General features: G+C 44.5%; 14 protein-coding genes. All 14 read right to left on the bottom strand.

Features of this window, described 5'->3' with window-relative positions; genetic code table 11:
* Positions 1-7: 7 nt before the first annotated feature.
* The 14 genes from H8B06_RS11545 to H8B06_RS11480 all read right to left on the bottom strand — a co-directional run bounded on the left by H8B06_RS11545 (position 8) and on the right by H8B06_RS11480 (position 16,970).
* A complete protein-coding gene (locus H8B06_RS11545) occupies positions 8-382 on the bottom strand; it encodes a hotdog family protein (RefSeq protein ID WP_190994424.1) in 375 nt (124 codons plus the stop codon).
* Positions 383-392: 10 nt separating this feature from the next.
* The gene (locus H8B06_RS11540; protein ID WP_190994423.1) at positions 393-1,022 is read right to left on the bottom strand and encodes a hypothetical protein; all 630 of its coding nucleotides are present in this window, start codon (positions 1,020-1,022) and stop codon (positions 393-395) included.
* The gene (locus tag H8B06_RS11535; RefSeq protein ID WP_190994422.1) at positions 1,000-1,626 is read right to left on the bottom strand and encodes an outer membrane lipoprotein carrier protein LolA; all 627 of its coding nucleotides are present in this window, start codon (positions 1,624-1,626) and stop codon (positions 1,000-1,002) included. The genes H8B06_RS11540 and H8B06_RS11535 overlap by 23 nt, the downstream gene beginning before the upstream one ends.
* Entirely contained in the window at positions 1,619-2,389 is a 771-nt protein-coding gene (locus tag H8B06_RS11530) for a polysaccharide deacetylase family protein (protein WP_223857632.1), read from the bottom strand. The genes H8B06_RS11535 and H8B06_RS11530 overlap by 8 nt, the downstream gene beginning before the upstream one ends.
* The gene (locus tag H8B06_RS11525) at positions 2,383-3,447 is read right to left on the bottom strand and encodes a beta-ketoacyl synthase chain length factor (RefSeq protein WP_190994421.1); all 1,065 of its coding nucleotides are present in this window, start codon (positions 3,445-3,447) and stop codon (positions 2,383-2,385) included. Before H8B06_RS11525 ends, H8B06_RS11530 begins: the two co-directional genes overlap by 7 nt.
* A complete protein-coding gene (locus H8B06_RS11520; protein WP_190994420.1) occupies positions 3,444-4,643 on the bottom strand; it encodes a beta-ketoacyl-[acyl-carrier-protein] synthase family protein in 1,200 nt (399 codons plus the stop codon). The genes H8B06_RS11525 and H8B06_RS11520 overlap by 4 nt, the downstream gene beginning before the upstream one ends.
* Positions 4,643-4,900, bottom strand: a complete 258-nt coding sequence (locus tag H8B06_RS11515) for a phosphopantetheine-binding protein (protein WP_190994419.1) — start codon at positions 4,898-4,900, stop codon at positions 4,643-4,645. Before H8B06_RS11515 ends, H8B06_RS11520 begins: the two co-directional genes overlap by 1 nt.
* A 46-nt stretch (positions 4,901-4,946) precedes the next feature.
* The gene (locus H8B06_RS11510) at positions 4,947-5,495 is read right to left on the bottom strand and encodes a beta-ketoacyl-[acyl-carrier-protein] synthase family protein (RefSeq protein ID WP_190994418.1); all 549 of its coding nucleotides are present in this window, start codon (positions 5,493-5,495) and stop codon (positions 4,947-4,949) included.
* A 133-nt stretch (positions 5,496-5,628) separates the two neighbouring features.
* Positions 5,629-6,015 carry a helix-turn-helix domain-containing protein gene (locus H8B06_RS11505; RefSeq protein ID WP_190994417.1) on the bottom strand — a complete coding sequence of 129 codons (387 nt, stop codon included), beginning with the start codon at positions 6,013-6,015 and terminating at the stop codon, positions 5,629-5,631.
* An 18-nt stretch (positions 6,016-6,033) separates the two neighbouring features.
* A complete protein-coding gene (locus H8B06_RS11500; RefSeq protein ID WP_190994416.1) occupies positions 6,034-6,330 on the bottom strand; it encodes a type II toxin-antitoxin system HigB family toxin in 297 nt (98 codons plus the stop codon).
* Between the two features lie 110 nt (positions 6,331-6,440).
* On the bottom strand, positions 6,441-9,029 hold the full coding sequence (gene xyl3A / locus H8B06_RS11495) for a xylan 1,4-beta-xylosidase (protein WP_223857631.1): 2,589 nt from the start codon (positions 9,027-9,029) through the stop codon (positions 6,441-6,443).
* A gap of 42 nt (positions 9,030-9,071) precedes the next feature.
* On the bottom strand, positions 9,072-10,667 hold the full coding sequence (locus H8B06_RS11490) for a glycoside hydrolase family 28 protein (protein WP_190994414.1): 1,596 nt from the start codon (positions 10,665-10,667) through the stop codon (positions 9,072-9,074).
* Between the two features lie 125 nt (positions 10,668-10,792).
* Positions 10,793-15,130, bottom strand: coding sequence for a hybrid sensor histidine kinase/response regulator transcription factor (locus tag H8B06_RS11485; RefSeq protein WP_190994413.1), 4,338 nt, complete (start codon positions 15,128-15,130; stop codon positions 10,793-10,795).
* Between the two features lie 208 nt (positions 15,131-15,338).
* A complete protein-coding gene (locus H8B06_RS11480) occupies positions 15,339-16,970 on the bottom strand; it encodes a DUF5123 domain-containing protein (protein WP_190994412.1) in 1,632 nt (543 codons plus the stop codon).
* Positions 16,971-16,974: the final 4 nt, after the last annotated feature.

The raw sequence follows: 16,974 nt of genomic DNA, 5'->3' as shown, positions 1-16,974 counted from the left end.
CATTTTCCTATACGACCCTGTATGTATGCGTCAATTTGAGTGCCATGGTTTCGCCAAAGGTTGTGGTATTTTTGACTTTTACTTGCCCCTCGTTATCGTAGGAGATTTCGAATGCAAACTGCAACACCGGATTTCTCTCGGGATTGATTAAGGCCATAAACTTTACATTGGTGGCACGCATTAAGAAAAGTGTTTTCTGTTCGACTGTCTCTGTTAGCTCCTTCACGATCTGCATCATACACACCCCGGGAGCAACCGGATTACCCGGGAAATGACCGTCAAATATGGCGTGGGACGGGTTTAGATGTACCTCCGCCACATATACGTTATTCGACGGAGATCGTATATGCTCCACGTGATAAAAATCCGGTAATAAGGTCATATCACTCGTTTTATAGGATAGATTGATTTACATCTAGCGCAAGATCTATTGTTATGGGATACTTTTTATGTTCTATCGCTATGCTCGTGGGAATATCTTCTGCATTCCATTCCTGATAAACAATCGCTAAATACTCCTTAGCTCCTTTCGCTTGCTGGATCCGCTCGACTTTACGTTCTTTTATCACGTAATAGCAGTCATCCAACACATACACCGGATAATAATGTTGTTGATTGGCAAACATCACAGCGGATGTCGCATGGCGCTGTGCAGTCATTGTCCGAAAAATATGAACAATTTCCCTTACTACGCGGCGTTTATTCAAGTCGTGCATCGCATAGTGCAATTCATATCCATCCGGAGATAGACTGACATCAAACAAGGTCTGACCAAAGTCACTCACCAACGCTATACGATGTTCATTTCGCCCCAAGGTTTTGATCATCAAACTACCATTCATATCCTTTTTAAAGGCATGCAGTTTCGCCCGATACACAAAAGTCTGCGTGGTATCGATGTAATAATTATTCAGTTCCTGGGCCGTTGATTCGCGGATTCCCGAGGCATTTGGATAACGGTATGTGCCACAAGAAGCAAAAAATAACAGCAGGAAAAAACTACAGGTTAAAAATCGATTCATCAATCGTTGTATTTACTTTTCTATTCTTTATCACAAAACGTGTATAGTCATTGGAAGGTTCGACAAGCTTCACCTCCTCAACGTGCTTATCCGTCGGCGAAAATAACAGTACAATCTCTTTAATATACTTTTTCGCTCCCGCTAATTTCGGTATCAAACGCACCATGTCGGCGTTGCCTTGCTTCAGATAAGAAACCGCAAATTCCTTCTCGTCGTATTTACCGCCGCGCAGACTGGAAGAAATCAACGTACTTATTTTTTCAAATTGCTTACTGTTTCCGATCGTAATCGTTTGCTTCTTCCCCTGGTCATCGATATAGATTTTATTGTCTTTAAACACCATCTTATACTGAAAAGGTGCCGTATATGCCCAACTCAATTTATCGGGATGTTTTACATACAGCTTTCCAGTCGACTCCACCGGTTTTTTCATAAAGCTAAGATGCTTGTATTGTACAAAATCTGCCGATACGGTCTTGATTTCGACAAGCTGTTGTAAGGACTTCTGGAAGCGGGCTTGTTCATTCGCCGTCATTTCCCTCGTCTGTGCCCATCCGCAATAAGGCATCAAAAAAAACAATAAATACAGTAATTTATCATTCATATCCCTGCAAATTTAACAAATCATCTACAGAAACCGATATATATCCTTGTTTCTGTAAATAAGGCAGCAATTGTTTTAGGGCATCGACCGTACGTTGTGAGGTATCATGAAAAAGGATAATATCCCCAGATTTCAACTTTTGGCGCACCCGGCGATAGATTTTATCATCATCTCCTATCACCGTATCTAACGAGCGATTGCTCCACCCGATGACATGCTGTTTTGTATGTTGGACAGCCTTTGCTACCAATGGATTAGTCACCCCAAACGGCGGACGGAAGAATTGTGGCTTTTTGCCTACGATTTGTTGTATAATTAAATTACATCGCTCCAGTTCTGTAACAATTTCCCTTTCTTTTAAAAAACCAAAACTTTTAGAATGGCTGTAGGTATGATTACCGATGGTATGCCCTTCGTCGATAATCATCCTGGCGATATGCGGATACGCCGAAACCTGTTTTCCGATACAGAAAAAGGTCGCTTTAAACTGGTAGGCTTTTAATAATTGCAGCACTTCGATCGTATGAGGAGAAGGACCATCATCGAAAGTCAGTGCGACCTGTCGTTGCGCATGATGTTTTTTCCGAAAAAAAGTGGGGATAAAATATCCTAGACGGATATCAAACGTACCCCAAGCGGTCAAACCAACCGACAACAGTAAAACGACAAGAAACCAGGCAAAAGAGTACCCAAAGATGCCGATGAGCATCGTGATAAATCCGGCTACCAGAAACAAGGGATATAATACCTTATGCTTTAACATGCCCGAACAAAAACGAGAGAATGATCTTTACCCCGATAATGATTATAGATCAAGATATTTTTCCAGGCAGTTTTCGGCAGACTTTTATCGTTCCAATACAACATAGAAGGAACAGTCTGCTGCTGTAGCACAGAAGCAGCCACCGTTAACCCAAAAGCCGAACAACTATCAAACTGACCACTTAACTGCTTATAATATAACGGTGTGGCGAATGGAAGTATTTGCTGTATAGCTACATAGAACAAATCATCCTGTTCATCACCATTATAGCCTAGGACAACCGCATCGATAGTCGTTGGCTGTATATCGTTTGTCGCCAGGAAATCCTGTAAAAAGGGTCCTATTTCTGCTATATCCAGCTCGTTTTGCAAGGCAACATCCACAACTTCACCATAGGAGGTCGCTGTTTGATCAACGCCCATGGAAAAGAAGTGTGCACCTTCTGCATAATTAACTCCCGGCGACAGACTGTTTTTAACCGTTTCCCGGACACCATCTCCTTTGATATATCCCGCAGCCTGCAGAAAAGCATAAGTCTGTTTGGCGACCTCATCAATTCCGCCCAGTAACACATTTTTATGCTCTCCAGATACGAACAACAATAATGTATCCAACAAAGCCGATTCAAAAGAACTTGCTCCGTTTACATGTGTTACGTTGTATCCTTTGCAGGACAGCTGGAGCGCGATCTGGGCAGCGACGGTATTGTGCGTAGATTGGATAAAAGATGTTGGTGTGAGAAATTGTTCGTCGTTTTCCCACATACTACGGAGGAATTTATCAGAATCTTCGGAGCATCCCAGTCCGGTTCCGGTAATAATGGCATCCGGCGTCGTCACAGCAGCCTCCGCCAGCGCTTGTTGTGCGGCATACATCCCCATCTTCATACCTCTCGACATACGACGGATCACCGCTGGCGAAGCCAGTCCTTTATACGAGGGTTGATCAGCAGTGGTAATAGCCTGATCGATTTCCCGTGCTTCTGAAAAAAAATCCGGTCGCCACACCCCCTGCGTCGTCACTGCACCAATACCGTTTATAAATACACGTCTTTTCAAGCTTTTGAAAAAATAAGGGATGAACAATTACCCCCGAACCCAAAAGAGTTAGAGAGCACATGAGACGTCGATCGGTATTGTACCGTTGTCTGCGGTATCATATCGAATTCTTCCATCGGTGTATCGAAATGAAGGTTCGGAAATACCAGATCCTGTTGCAATGCCAAAATGCTATATACAGCTTCGATGGCACCTGCTGCAGCCAATGTATGACCTGTAAAAGGCTTCGTTGAGCTAAAAGATGGTGTCTTATTTTTAAAAATACGTCGCATGGCTCGCCCTTCCGACAAATCGTTGTTCGGTGTAGCTGTTCCATGCACATTGACATAATCGATTTCTTGTGGTCGCAACTGCGCAACGGCTAAGGCCTTTTGCATCGCCAAGAATGCTCCTTCTCCGTTTTCCGAAGATGCTGTTTGGTGAAACGCGTCATTTGCGTTGCCATAGCCCGTTAGGTAGGCCAACACATTTTTACTTTGCTGTTTTACCGTTTTTTGAGATTCTAACACGAGATATGCCGCACCCTCTCCCAGGTTAAGCCCATTACGGTGCTTGTCGAAGGGTCGACAAGGGGCATCCGATAAGATCATCAAGGTGTGAAATCCATTAATCGTAAACTTGCTCAAGGCATCCGTTCCGCCTACGATGACGCGATCCAGGCGTCCAGAACGAATCAAACGGGCGCCCATCATGATGGCATTGGCTGCTGATGAACACGCGGTGCTTACGGTCGTGACGAGTCCCTTTATACCCAGATATTTCGCTATTTTATGGGAGGAATCACCTGCTGGATGCGAAGGGATATAACGACGCCATTCCGATGATGTAAGATAGGTGGGACCATATCGTTCGGTATAGTCCATACCACCGACGCTTGTTGATGATAGGAATCCCGTCCTTATCTGATTGACATCGTCAACGTTAGCGGATTTTAGCGCTTGGCGGGCAGCATAAGCGCCTAAAAGAGCTGTTCGCGTGAAGGCATGAGGCGGCAACAGTTCCAGATTGTCTGACAGTTCGTCGTTGCTGGATTTTATCTCGCCCACCCAAATATGTTCTTGTAAACGTGTCGGAAAGTTTGCGATTCGTGAAAGGCCATGTTTACCTGCCTGTAAAGCCTGCAGGTTTTCTTCCACCGTATTGCCAATCGAAGAAATAACACCCAAACCGGTTACCGCAACGCCCTCGCCTGTCATTACTTCGTTCTATTTTCCGAAATATAGGTTGCCATCGTTTCGATAGACTGAAAAATAGACTTGCCCAGCTTCGGATCAGACAATTTAATACCATACTCTTTATCCATCAATACAATCAGCTCCAATGCATCGATAGAGTCTAAACCTAACCCTTCGTCAAATAATGCCTCGCCATCCTGTATATCCTCGGGGGTAATATCTTCCAGATTTAGTACGTCGATAATTTTTCCTTTTAGCTCTTCTTTTAATGCTGTCATCACTCTTCAAAATAAACTCAAACTTAGATAAAATGTACTGCTTTCGCTAAAAAATATACAAAAGTGCCCGATATTCTTCTTGAAAATATTCTACCCATCCACATAAGACGCGCTTTGCTTTACCGGATTGCAGCAGGTAATCACCATATGCAGTGATCGTCCCTTCGGGAAACTCCTCGGCAATAAAAAAAGCTTGCTCTGTTTGCAAACCGTGCCGGATAGCAATCTCGCCAGCGCAGATATTGGATAGCGTGTAGACAAAAGTAGCTGGCCGGGGGTAATAGTTTTCCGTATCCTGAATACTTTCCTGGTGTTTTACATCGGTATCCAGACTACCGGATCTGTTGGCTAAGACAAGCGCTAGCTCATCCTTATCTTCACCCCGCAATATATATTCAGCAGCCAAAAATGCGAGCTTGCTCAACGCATCCATCTTATAGAATTTTGGATAGTCGATATCCAGATGATGAAAGGCTCCTTTCGCAAAATCCAAAAACGGCATATCGGGTTCGCTTGACCAGATCAGTTTATCATCGACAACAATCTGATGTTGTTCAATGGCACAGGATTTCCGTATGTTGAGGTTTTCTAGCATGCGGGCATGATTCTCTCCTCAAACATAGAAAAATTTGTCCTATTCATCAATCTCGGCGAAACAAAAATATAAATGCGCGGTTCATATTAGAGCAACACAAGTTATAACCATGCTCGGTAAAAGACGATAATTTCTACACCTTTTCTAAAATAAAATTTCCGTCAATTCCCAATTTCTGATGCAATGATTTCAGAAACCCCACATCAGGATCACGCTTACCATTGAGAATCTGTGACAATTTCGGCGCCCCAATCCCAAGAATGGAAGCTAGTCCTTTCTGCGTAACTCCTAATTCCTCTCTCTTTGCTTCGACTATTGCATGAAGTGTCAACGGCACGGGCATCAATTTCATTTCCTCATCCTCGTACCGTTCAGCTAATAGGCTTAATTTCTCCAACTCATCGGCTTCTTGTTGATTCAAGGCATGGAATCCTCCGCCATCTGTAGCTTTTTGGAGATATCCCTCAATCATCTCCATTACTTGATGATATTGTTTGTCGTTCCGTATTTTGTTAATCATGATTCCTCCTGTCTAATATTACGCTTTCGAACAATCTTTTAGCTTGTCGTATTCTGCATGTGTACCGATAAATCGAATATATACGGTGCGTTTATCAAAAAATATCATAGCAATCAATCGGTAATCATTCCCTTTGATATTGAATACATAGCGATCGTTCCCAACCGCATCTACGCTTCCAAAGGTTTGACGTACATCATTAAAGTTTCCCCAATCAACTTCCTTGACAATCTGATACCAACTATTCAAGGCAGCTCTAGACGCGGAATGCTTTTGAGCAAAAATATTAATGAATGTTTTGGCAATGATTACCATAACACAAAGATAAGGATAATTTTATTTTTTGAAATTTATTTTGATTTTTGAAATTAACACAAAAAATTAGTGATGCCCTGTCATACTGCAAAATAATTACAAAAACCTACCTACCACAGTTCCAGACTTATCTTTTTCAAATCACTGTCCTGCGAACTGCTACCCACAAAAACATTGAATTTGCCTGCGCTAACATCCATCTCCTGCGTAGCTTCGTTCCACCACTCGAATTGTTTGGCCGAGAGCTCGAGTACAACATCGACAGTCTGCCCTGCAAGAATATGCAAACGCTGGAATGCTTTTAGCGTTTTATGCGGACCACTTTTGTCTTTTGCTTTATTCAGATATACCTGCACGACCTCTTCACCATCCATACCACCTGTATTAGTTACCGGAACGGTCACACGGACGGTCTCTCCGACCCTTACTTTAGCCTTATCCAGACGAGGTTTACCATATGCGAACGTGGTGTAACTCAAACCATATCCAAAAGGAAACAGCGGTTTCTCGTTCATATAACGGTACGTGCGGCCTTCCATATCATAATTTTCGAAATCAGGCAGCTGCTGTACATTTTTATAGAAGGTTACCGGCAGACGACCCGCGGGGTTGTAATCCCCAAATAGCACATCCGCCACGGCCTTACCGCCAGATTGTCCGGGATACCAGGCCTGCAAGATGGCCTCGCAGTTATCTACTTCCGGCTCGAATCCTATCGGCGAGCCGGAACAATTAACCAAAATCACTTTCTTTCCTGCGTCTTTTAACGCTTTTATTAAATTACGCTGTACGGCAGGGAGTTCGATATCGGTACGATCACCTCCCTTAAATCCGGGCAAATTAACGCCCATCTCCTCACCTTCCAGCGACGGAGAGATCCCCCCTACAAAAATGACAACATCAGCATCTTTTACCTTTTCGACTGTCTTGGCCACATTAATTTCTTCCTTATATCCAAAATCGAACATCAACTGGGCGTCGCCTCTGTTGTAGAAGAAGTCTATCTGCAGGTCATAAGATTTCCCAGCCTCCACTTTCATTCCATGAGACATCTTACGACTCCCGTGATTCGCCTTCACGCCCTTGACCTCTTTGCCATCTACCAATAAATTAGCGATACCGTTCACATAAAAATCAAACACGACCTCGCCCGAACGCTTCGGAACAAATACTGTATTGTAACGTGCGGAGAAATCGGTAAGTTCCACACCTGCTGCAAATACGGTAGCGCCCATAGTGTTAAAATTGAAAGGCGTGGTGATCTGTGTCTTGACATCGGCCTTTCCGCTACGCTCCATATTGTTCCAGTACTGTGCACTAAACCCTGGCCCATCTACCGAACGACATTGACCGAAGGCACTTTCCATCAGCGTATTCTCGACCAGGGAAGATCCCCTGTCATAGATCAGCTTGTCCGTACTACCCAAAGCTGCACGGATACCTTCCAAAATAGTGATCGTACGAGCCGGTGTACCATTATAATTGCCCCACTGCATAATGGAATCGTTGGCGTTGGGGCCAACAACCGCTACGGTGAGATTCCCTCGTCTCAACGGCAAAACATTGTTTTTATTCTGCAACAGCGTCATCGACTTGCGGGCGATGTCTACCGCCAGTTCATCGTGGGCTTCGGAAGCGACAACATTGTACGGTATTTTGGTCCAAGACACTAAATTACTATCATCCACCTCGCCGAGTTGAAAACGAGCTAATAGCAATCTCCGAACAGATACGTCGATATCCGATTCTTTAATATACCCTTTGCGCACACTCTCTTCCAGTGCTTTGTAGCTCGAACCACAATCCAAATCTGTTCCGGCCAACACCGCATGTCCCGAAGCACTTTCCGCATCCGGATGTGTCTCATGCGCACCCTTTCCATAGAAGTCGCGGATAGCCCCACAATCGGCGACTACAATTCCCTGAAACCCCCACTTCTCCCGCAGAATCTGGTGGAGCAACTGATTGCTACCGCAACAAGGCTCTCCTTCAAACCGATTGTAAGCACACATCACCTCTTTGACCTGTGCATCCTTGACCAACGCTTCAAATGCCGGCAAGTAGGTTTCCCACAAATCACGGGCTTTGATATTGTTGGCATCAAAGGAGTGCCTGTTCCACTCTGGGCCGGAATGCACCGCAAAATGCTTAGCACAGGCGTGCAACTTATCATACTTTTCATCCGATGGCCCTTGAAGTCCTTTCACGGCAGCCACGCCCATTAAACTGGTCAGGTAGGGATCCTCTCCATAAGTTTCAATCCCTCTTCCCCAACGCGGATCCCGATAGATATTGATCGTCGGGGTCCACATGGTCAAACCTTGATAACGTCCATATTCACCACGCTGCCGGTAGTAGCTATTCTTGGCTCTACCCTCGTCTGACACAGCGGTGAATACATTAAATACCGCCTCATTGTCAAACGTCGCCGCCATGCCTATCGGCTGCGGATATACCGTAGCGATCCCCGCACGTGCCACACCATGAAGAGCCTCATTCCACCAATTATAAGTCTTCATACCTAACCGCTCGATAGGCTGCGAAACATCCTGCATTAAAGCAATTTTCTCTTCTAATGTCAGGCGCTTTAATAAATCTTCCACGCGGACTTCAAAACTCAGCTGCGGGTTCTTATAGGGTTCCTGTGCGTACACTGTACCGGCAATAAATAAGCTAAAAGCTAAAAAAAATCTTATCATATTTATTTTCATTTAAATAATTCGTACTATCTCGGTATATTCTTAGTTTGCGATACCACGCGGTAGGTTTATGTTTCTGGACTCCGCTCCTTTGATCAGCACAGGCTCTTTCATTTGCTCCGGGTACTTAAATCCTTTAACCAACATATCCTTCACATTGTTCAGCAGCAGTGCCGGACCTTCCTGGGGATAAATCGCCACATTCTCAAATTTCACCTGTGTTACATCAGATAGTTCTGCGCCCCGCCTAGCCGTGATAACGGTATTGCTCACGTTGATATTGGACATATTCATTTCCGGTAAACCGTTGAAAAACATAGCCTTGTCCACATTGCTTGCTACAATATCGCTGATGTATATATCTTTAAAGACCGGTGTCGAAACGTCGACCACAGGAATGCTGTCTGTCCTTTTGGTAAAATAATACAAATCAAAAGACATGGGTTCGTGGACAATATCAAACATATTGACCCGTTGGATATAGATATTCTCGACCACACCTCCCCGACCGCGGGCGCTCTTGAACCGTAGGCCGATATTCGTGCCCAAAAACTGGCAATCCGAGACAAATACGTTCCGGACGCCTCCAGACATCTCGCTTCCAATGACAAAACCGCCGTGTCCGCGGAACACTCTACAGTTTTCGATAATAACATTTTCCGTAGGACGACCGCGCTCACGGCCTTCTTCGTCTTTACCCGACTTGATGCATATTCCATCGTCCCCCACATCAAAGGTAGACCCGGTTACAATTACATTCTTACAGGATTCGATATCTAATCCATCGCCATTTTGCGCATAAGACGGATTGCGCACCTGTATATTGTCGATAATGAGATTTTCGCAAAGGAAGGGATGGATATTCCAGCTTGGAGAGTTTTCGAAAAGTACGCCCTCCAATAACACATTTCTGCACTCCACCAAGCTTATCATGACAGGACGTAGAAAATCTTTGATGGACAACCAATCTGCTTCGGACGAAAAGGACTGTCGATCGGCGGTATCTCCTTTTAGGGCATTGGCCGAAGGATACCATAGACCGGGGTCTTTAAGTACACCACCGGACTGTACCACCTTCTTCCAGTGTGCTTCAGAAACCTTCATCTTTTTTAGCGGCCGCCAGGCTTCGCCCGAACCATTGATGACACCTTTCCAGGTAATCGCCACGTTCTCCAAGTTCTTTCCAGATATTGGCGATTGGCAACGTCTACTCTCCCTACCTTCAAAAACAGCCGTTACTAAAGGATACAGGTTAAAATCCGAAGAAAACAATAAAATCGCACCTTTCTGCAGGTGCAGATTAATATGGGACCGTAACGTGATAGGGCCAGTCAGCCAGACGCCTGATGGCACAATCAGCGTACCCCCACCTTGGGCAGACAGACCAACCATTGCCTTTTCGAAAGCTTCTGTATTCAACGTAACTCCGTCAGCCTGACCACCATAGTCTTTGATATTGACCGTAGTTTGTGGAAATACAGGGCGCTCAAGAACGGGCATTTCAAAAGGAAGCTTCTTATACAAGCGCTGATAATCCTTGTACGGAATTTCTGAAGCCCGAGCTATATGGAATCCGACGCTCAACAAACAGCACAAAACGGCGAATCGAATATTTTTTTTTGTCCAGAGATTGATCATATACCAGTTTGTAAGTTTAAAATGTGTATTAATTAACTATTCAAGTCTTGCAATAATAGGGGATAAACCCTATAAATACCGTGGACATTTTGGAACTATTCGTTAGTCAAATTGGCATAGCCATCTTATTTAAACCGATTCTTGTACTGTCCTGGGGTCACTTGATATTTTTCCTTAAAACACTGGGTAAAATAACGTACGTCAGAAAATCCGACCATATACACCACTTCTTTGATCATATATAACTGGGTCTTTAAAAGTGTCGACGCATGGGTAAGACGTATATCCCGCACAAACTCTACTGGAGCCAATCCGGTGAGGCTCTTTATTTTATTAAAAAAAACCCGGCGGCTCAGATGTGTCGAATTGACCAAATCATCAATTGTAAACGCACTATCGTCAATATGCTCTAGTATACTTTCCTGCAATTTCTGTAAAAACAGCTCGTCTTGAACAGTAATGGCATTATGTACAGCAGATTTTACTTCTTCCGTCTGTTCCGGGGCTGGCTTACTTCGTAGATGGTCGGCATGCAGACGTCTTTGCTTGAGGATGTTGTCAATCTTGGCGATCAACAGGTTGACGTGGAACGGCTTCGTAATATAGTCATCTGCTCCCATGCGGATACCTTCCAGTTCGTGCTGTTCTCCCGCCTTAGCTGTCAATAGAATAAATGGAATATGACTAATATCCCTGTTTTCACGTACATTTTGTAAGAAGGTAATCCCGTCAACGGTTGGCATCATGCTATCGCTCAAAATAAAATCTGGCATATACGCTAAGGTCTTTTCATATCCTTCCTTTCCATCACCGGCAACACATACGTCGTAATGTTCCTGAAGCAACGAAGCGATAAAAGTTCGGAGATCTGGATCGTCTTCCACAACCAGAACAGACATTTTATCTGTTGGCACTACAGGTTCGACGGTGTCTATAATGGGGATAGCCAAATCCTGCCGTGCATCTCCATTCTTACAGATCTCGACTTCGGCATCGTGGGCAAAATGATCCAGGCCCAATAGAAACTCGACAGTAAACGTCGTACCTCTACCAACCTCACTGTCTACGTATATCTTCGCGTGGTGCTTGTCCACGATCTCTTGTACAATGGAAAGTCCGATACCGGTACTTGGTTTGCTCTTGTCCTTACTGAAAGATACAAACCGGGTGAACAGCTTACTTAGGGTATCTTTGGTCATGCCTTCTCCATAGTCTCTGATCTGCAATGCAACTGCATTCTCCTTGGAGAGGACCGAAACTTCTATGCGCTTACCTTCTGCAGCATGCTTGACGGCATTGGAGATGAGGTTGTAGGCCAGCTTTTCCAGTCCTTCGGAATCCACCCATATTTTCATATCTCCCACCTGATTGTCCACTACTAGCGTGACGCCCTGATCCGCAATAATCTGAAAAGATCCCCGACAGAGCTCTTCCATAAATGTTCCGACCGGAACCTCCCGTATCTGTAGGGTTCGGTTTTGGATCTTTCGAAAATCGAGAATCTGATTGACCATCTTCAACATGCGGTTGGCGTTACGCAGGACCAACTGAAGCTGCGGTTTGAGAACCTCGTGGGTCTTACCGTGCTGTAACATGTGTTCGATTGGCGACACGATCATCGTCAGTGGCGTCCTGATTTCATGTGATATATCGGTGAAAAATCGCGTCTTCAGCTCCGCCTGTTCCTGCTCCAGTTTGATGCGGTCACGCATGCGGTAGAAAACGAACAGCGACCTAAAGATAATATACAGCAATGCGCCAAAAGACACAATATATATAAAGTAGGCCCATTTTGTGAGCCAAAAGGATGGCTGGATAAGCAACGCCATCGTTCGGGTATTGGATGTCCAGCTCCCATTGCTATTGGTAGATCGGACCTTGAATACATACTCACCTGGTGGAATATTGGTATAGTTGGCGATACGCTGCTGTTGTCCATAAATCCAATCTTCATCGAAACCCTCCAACATATACGCATATGTGATACTATTGGGGTCTGCATAGTCGAGTGCTGCATACTCCACACTGAACGTATTTTGATCATGTTGCAAAACCACCTTATCAGCATCATCAAGCTGCACTGCGAGGGCGTAATTCTGATTAGCGACCTTGAAATTAGTCAGTGCCAGATAAGGGGTGAATGTATTTTTAGCGATCTGGTGTGTAGAAAAAGATAACGTACCGTGTGCACATCCGTAAATCAGATCTCCCTCTTTCGTCAACAAGGGCGATGCTTCCGTAAAATTCTGATTACGAATGGCCCTACTCACGTCGTTGAACTGCTCAAACGATTCCGTACGGGGATCGAAGCGTGAGAGGCTACCCTCACTATTTATCCATAAATTTTGATCTCCATCCTCGGAAATAGACAGCACAATACTGGACAACAGACCGTTCTGGCGATCATAAATCTTGAATGTTCCGGGAAATCCCTCTGCATCGAAGTGTTGAACTTTTGCCAGTCCACCTCCGAATGTAGCCACATACACTTCATTTTTACCTGTTACCAACACGTCGTACACGTCGTTGGCGCGAAGACTGCTCTCCTTTTTGTCGCGTTTAGCATAGACCCTATGGGTTTTAATCTGCCGCTGTCCATAATCCATATCTAACACGAGCAGTCCTAACGTGGTGCCCACATACACTTTATTTCCTCGACTCTTGATATCGCGGATCCGCAGGCCGATTTCCGATGGATAATTGGCAAACCTGTTGTTCTGGTTGATAAATCTTTGCTGCTGTGTATCAAAGAGATTGATTCCACCACCAAAAGTTCCTATCCAGATATGGCCTTGATCATCTTCGTGCATAGCATATACCGCGTTGTGGCTCAGACTGAACCGATCTAAAGCATCGTGTGTGAACTGCTGGATATGAAATGTTTCTCCTTGTGCATTATGCGGTGTAAGCACGTATACCCCATTCCCCTTGGTACCGATCCATATTTTGCCCTTACGATCCTGAAGAAAGCTATAGGCTGCAGCCGATCGAAGCGGTGTTCCGCTTTTTGAAATGCTGCCATCCTTATTTAGAAAACCTAAAAACTCTTTGTTTGCATCATAAACAGAAATGTAACCATTCATACTGCCCAACCAGATACGTTGTTTATCATCCTGTAAAAAAGACCTAACTTCAAACCCTGTTGCCGAAATCTTATTGGAGTAAAAATCATTTAACCTGAAGAGCGGATTATCAAATACAATCTTTTCGAGCCCTCCCGAGCGGGCACTCATCCAAAGATTGCCCTGTCGATCCTGAAAAATATTGTGCAGCATATCCGAAAACCGCCACTCAGACGATAGCGGATTATTATAGAAGGGCACCAACCTATCCGTCTTGGGATCGTAAAATGAAAAACCTCCGTGCGGATGTGTCCATATCCCACCCATCTTGTCCTCCACAATAAAGAAAGAAGGATGCACCGCCTTATTGTTTCCATAATCATTCGGGCTGTAATAACGGAGTTTGTCCTCTATAATATTATATCGCGCCAAACCTTTTGAATTGGTTTCCAGCCATATATTATGGCTTTTATCCACAAAGCAGGAGATCATCTCGTTGGTAGGAAGCTCTTTAGCGGTCGAACTATCCACTTTTTTTAGTTGGCTACGCTGTCGATCACAGATGATAAAGCCGTCTTTAGAACTCAATATCACCAATAAGTTATCATAGACTTTGGCCATCGATACGATATCGGAGGACAGTCCGGTTTCAAAAGGCAAAAAGCTTTTACTTCCTTTTTGATAACAAAGTATCTTCCCTCGGCCGGAACCAAACCAGATTTCGTCGTCGGTTTCCAATGCACAAAAAAATGGCATCTTAACCGATGCGGATTGGGGTGCTGCATAGAAGTTATTTAATATCCGACTCGCTTCCAAAGCTATCGATACCTGCGTCACACCATTATCCGTAAGTATCCAGGATACCCCTTCTTGATCTTCGTAAACCGAATAGACTTTATTCCCTGGCAGATTGTTTCTTTCCAAGGAAAAAGCATGTTCACCGGATTTCGTGACACATACCGCGCCCTCTTTCTCCGAGGTCAACCATACATTACCTGAGGGCTGTACGCGTATATGCGAGGTCTTGAATGTCATATTGCCGGCCGGATGGCGAGCTACGAACTTTTCTGTACGGGGGTCAAACTTGAAGGTCTCCTGGTTATAGGCACAAAGCCATATATAACCATATTTATCTTCCAATATCTTGTCCACCCGATTGGTGGTCATTACCACAGCATCCTCCGGACTGGTTTTGTACGAGGTGAATGTATGTCCGTCAAATTTACAGATACCATCCCAAGTACCCAGCCAGATAAACCCTTTCCTATCCTGTGTGATGCCCATGATATTACGCTGTGGCAGTCCCTCCTGCAGGCTATAATGCTGTATAGACGATCTGGGCTGGCTGCACAACCGCACGAAAACTGACAACAACAGCAAGGTTAGCGTAAATATTTTCATCCTCTTCTCTCGCAATAAACAAAAACAAATATTACGGTCTTTGTGCTAAAAAGCAAGCCTGGGGTTTAATTTGTGATGAGTAATGCCAATTCACCCACCTAAATATTCCAAAACACCAACATTCTTGTTTTATAGCTATAATAGCACATCACCCAAGAAAGCCCTCACGAGGAGGGCTTTCATCACATTGCACAACTAAATTATCCTGTTAAGGCAACCAGCGCGTATCTCCTACCCGATTGGTGACGATCGGTGAGTTTACATCTTTTATGGTCAGATTGCCTGCTGTCGGATTGACAAACAGATCTGCCGCACTAACGCCCAATGCCGTACCAGCAATAGGCGTCAATCCCGGAAGGTAATCCGTTGTCGCATAATTCTGATCGAAACTGGTCGCCGTAGCCGCAGCGATCGCATATGGAGCGCCGGAAGCCGAAGCAATCAGAACTTTCTCAAACACCAATGACGAGCCTGCTGCCGAAGAGATGTTGATCAATCGTTGATTGTAGGCATAATCATAAATCGAAATATTGCGATACTCCAGCTTGATCGGATAGGCTGAGGAACCGTAGTCAAACAGATGTCGCATATTTCGGGTACGGTCTGTTGTCCCGTAGTAGTCCCGCATAAAGGTACAGTTGGTAAAACTGGCATGTTCGATATTGTCATTGCCTCCGGAGTTGATGGAAAATAATCCATATGGTCCGGTATGTCCTCCGTTTTCGTCGAAAAGACAGTTTTCCATTTCCAGGCGACCGATCCGTTTGTAAGAGCTACCCTGATGACGCCAGAATCCCCGTTTGAAATGTTTGAAATTACAGTTAAAGAAAATTACCTGTTCCAAATTCCAGCCTCCACCACTATTGAGAAAATAACCAGCCTCCAAATTTTGAAAGAACTCAATATTTTCAAACTCAAGACTGGCAATATAGGCATTTGAAGAAATATCCCAGTTGCCTGTCATTTCGATCTGCGCTTTAGTGCTTCCTGGCGCACCTACAAGCTTAAAACCTTTCCTAATCTGGAATGGCGCCAGTTTGTAGAATGAGCCGGCAGGAATATAATACTCCACACCTTCAGGGATATCTGCATTATTATTGGCCTCGGTCAATATCTGCTGTAAATTGTCGGTAGCACCCACAATGACCGTCTCCGCAGAAGGGCCTGCTGTGCGGAAGGTAACCGTATTATAAGGTTTGTCGTATTTACGTGGCTTGTGGGTATCGTAAATATCTACATTATATAATGTGTTTTTCTCCAGTCCGCCAATATCCGCATACCCTTGGTTAATCTCCTCTGCCGTCAGGTACCGAGTGATAGTGGGTAGCGCAGCATCCATGGCAGGCACAAGGCTGATACTATCCACCGGATTATCGGAATCAATCGTCCAACGTATAATAGCCGAATTTTCCAGTATATCCCCTTTGGCCACACGCTCCAATAAGCTGGCATATGCCGGGCGCGGTTGCGTCAAAGCACTTGTCGTCGTCCAACGCGAATTGTTCAACGTATCCGCAGCTACAGATCGTACACGGATATAATATCGTGTGGCATACGGAATATCGTCTATGAATATCTGCGGCTCGGTGACCGTATACGATGCAAATTGATCGGTGTAATAATTGTCCAGGTAAAAGTCCACTTGGTAAGATACCGCATCATTGACTTTATACCAGACACAAGCGATAGAGTTGCTCTCTACACGCGGCTCGGACAACACGAATCTGGGCTGAAACAAGTCGATATCTTCATCATAGTTTAGCTCTTTGCATGCATTAAAAAGCAAGGTAAAAAAACCGGCTAAGAACAGGATGGATAAAATAGATAGTCTTTTCATCATTGTT

Source organism: Sphingobacterium micropteri (assembly GCF_014692515.1).
GTDB lineage: Bacteria > Bacteroidota > Bacteroidia > Sphingobacteriales > Sphingobacteriaceae > Sphingobacterium > Sphingobacterium micropteri.
Note: the sequence above shows the minus strand (reverse complement) of the source record. Positions and strands in the feature narration are given on the sequence as shown.

What these genes read in the sequence shown, in the direction of transcription:
- H8B06_RS11490 (WP_190994414.1), bottom strand. Translation starts at nt 10,667, where the DNA reads ATGATCAATCTCTGGACAAAAAAAAATATTCGATTCGCCGTTTTGTGC.
- H8B06_RS11480 (WP_190994412.1), bottom strand. Translation starts at nt 16,970, where the DNA reads ATGATGAAAAGACTATCTATTTTATCCATCCTGTTCTTAGCCGGTTTT.
- H8B06_RS11485 (WP_190994413.1), bottom strand. Translation starts at nt 15,130, where the DNA reads ATGAAAATATTTACGCTAACCTTGCTGTTGTTGTCAGTTTTCGTGCGG.
- xyl3A (WP_223857631.1), bottom strand. Translation starts at nt 9,029, where the DNA reads ATGATAAGATTTTTTTTAGCTTTTAGCTTATTTATTGCCGGTACAGTG.
- H8B06_RS11540 (WP_190994423.1), bottom strand. Translation starts at nt 1,022, where the DNA reads ATGAATCGATTTTTAACCTGTAGTTTTTTCCTGCTGTTATTTTTTGCT.
- H8B06_RS11545 (WP_190994424.1), bottom strand. Translation starts at nt 382, where the DNA reads ATGACCTTATTACCGGATTTTTATCACGTGGAGCATATACGATCTCCG.
- H8B06_RS11505 (WP_190994417.1), bottom strand. Translation starts at nt 6,015, where the DNA reads ATGATTAACAAAATACGGAACGACAAACAATATCATCAAGTAATGGAG.
- H8B06_RS11530 (WP_223857632.1), bottom strand. Translation starts at nt 2,389, where the DNA reads ATGTTAAAGCATAAGGTATTATATCCCTTGTTTCTGGTAGCCGGATTT.
- H8B06_RS11520 (WP_190994420.1), bottom strand. Translation starts at nt 4,643, where the DNA reads ATGACAGGCGAGGGCGTTGCGGTAACCGGTTTGGGTGTTATTTCTTCG.
- H8B06_RS11510 (WP_190994418.1), bottom strand. Translation starts at nt 5,495, where the DNA reads ATGCTAGAAAACCTCAACATACGGAAATCCTGTGCCATTGAACAACAT.
- H8B06_RS11500 (WP_190994416.1), bottom strand. Translation starts at nt 6,330, where the DNA reads ATGGTAATCATTGCCAAAACATTCATTAATATTTTTGCTCAAAAGCAT.
- H8B06_RS11515 (WP_190994419.1), bottom strand. Translation starts at nt 4,900, where the DNA reads ATGACAGCATTAAAAGAAGAGCTAAAAGGAAAAATTATCGACGTACTA.
- H8B06_RS11535 (WP_190994422.1), bottom strand. Translation starts at nt 1,626, where the DNA reads ATGAATGATAAATTACTGTATTTATTGTTTTTTTTGATGCCTTATTGC.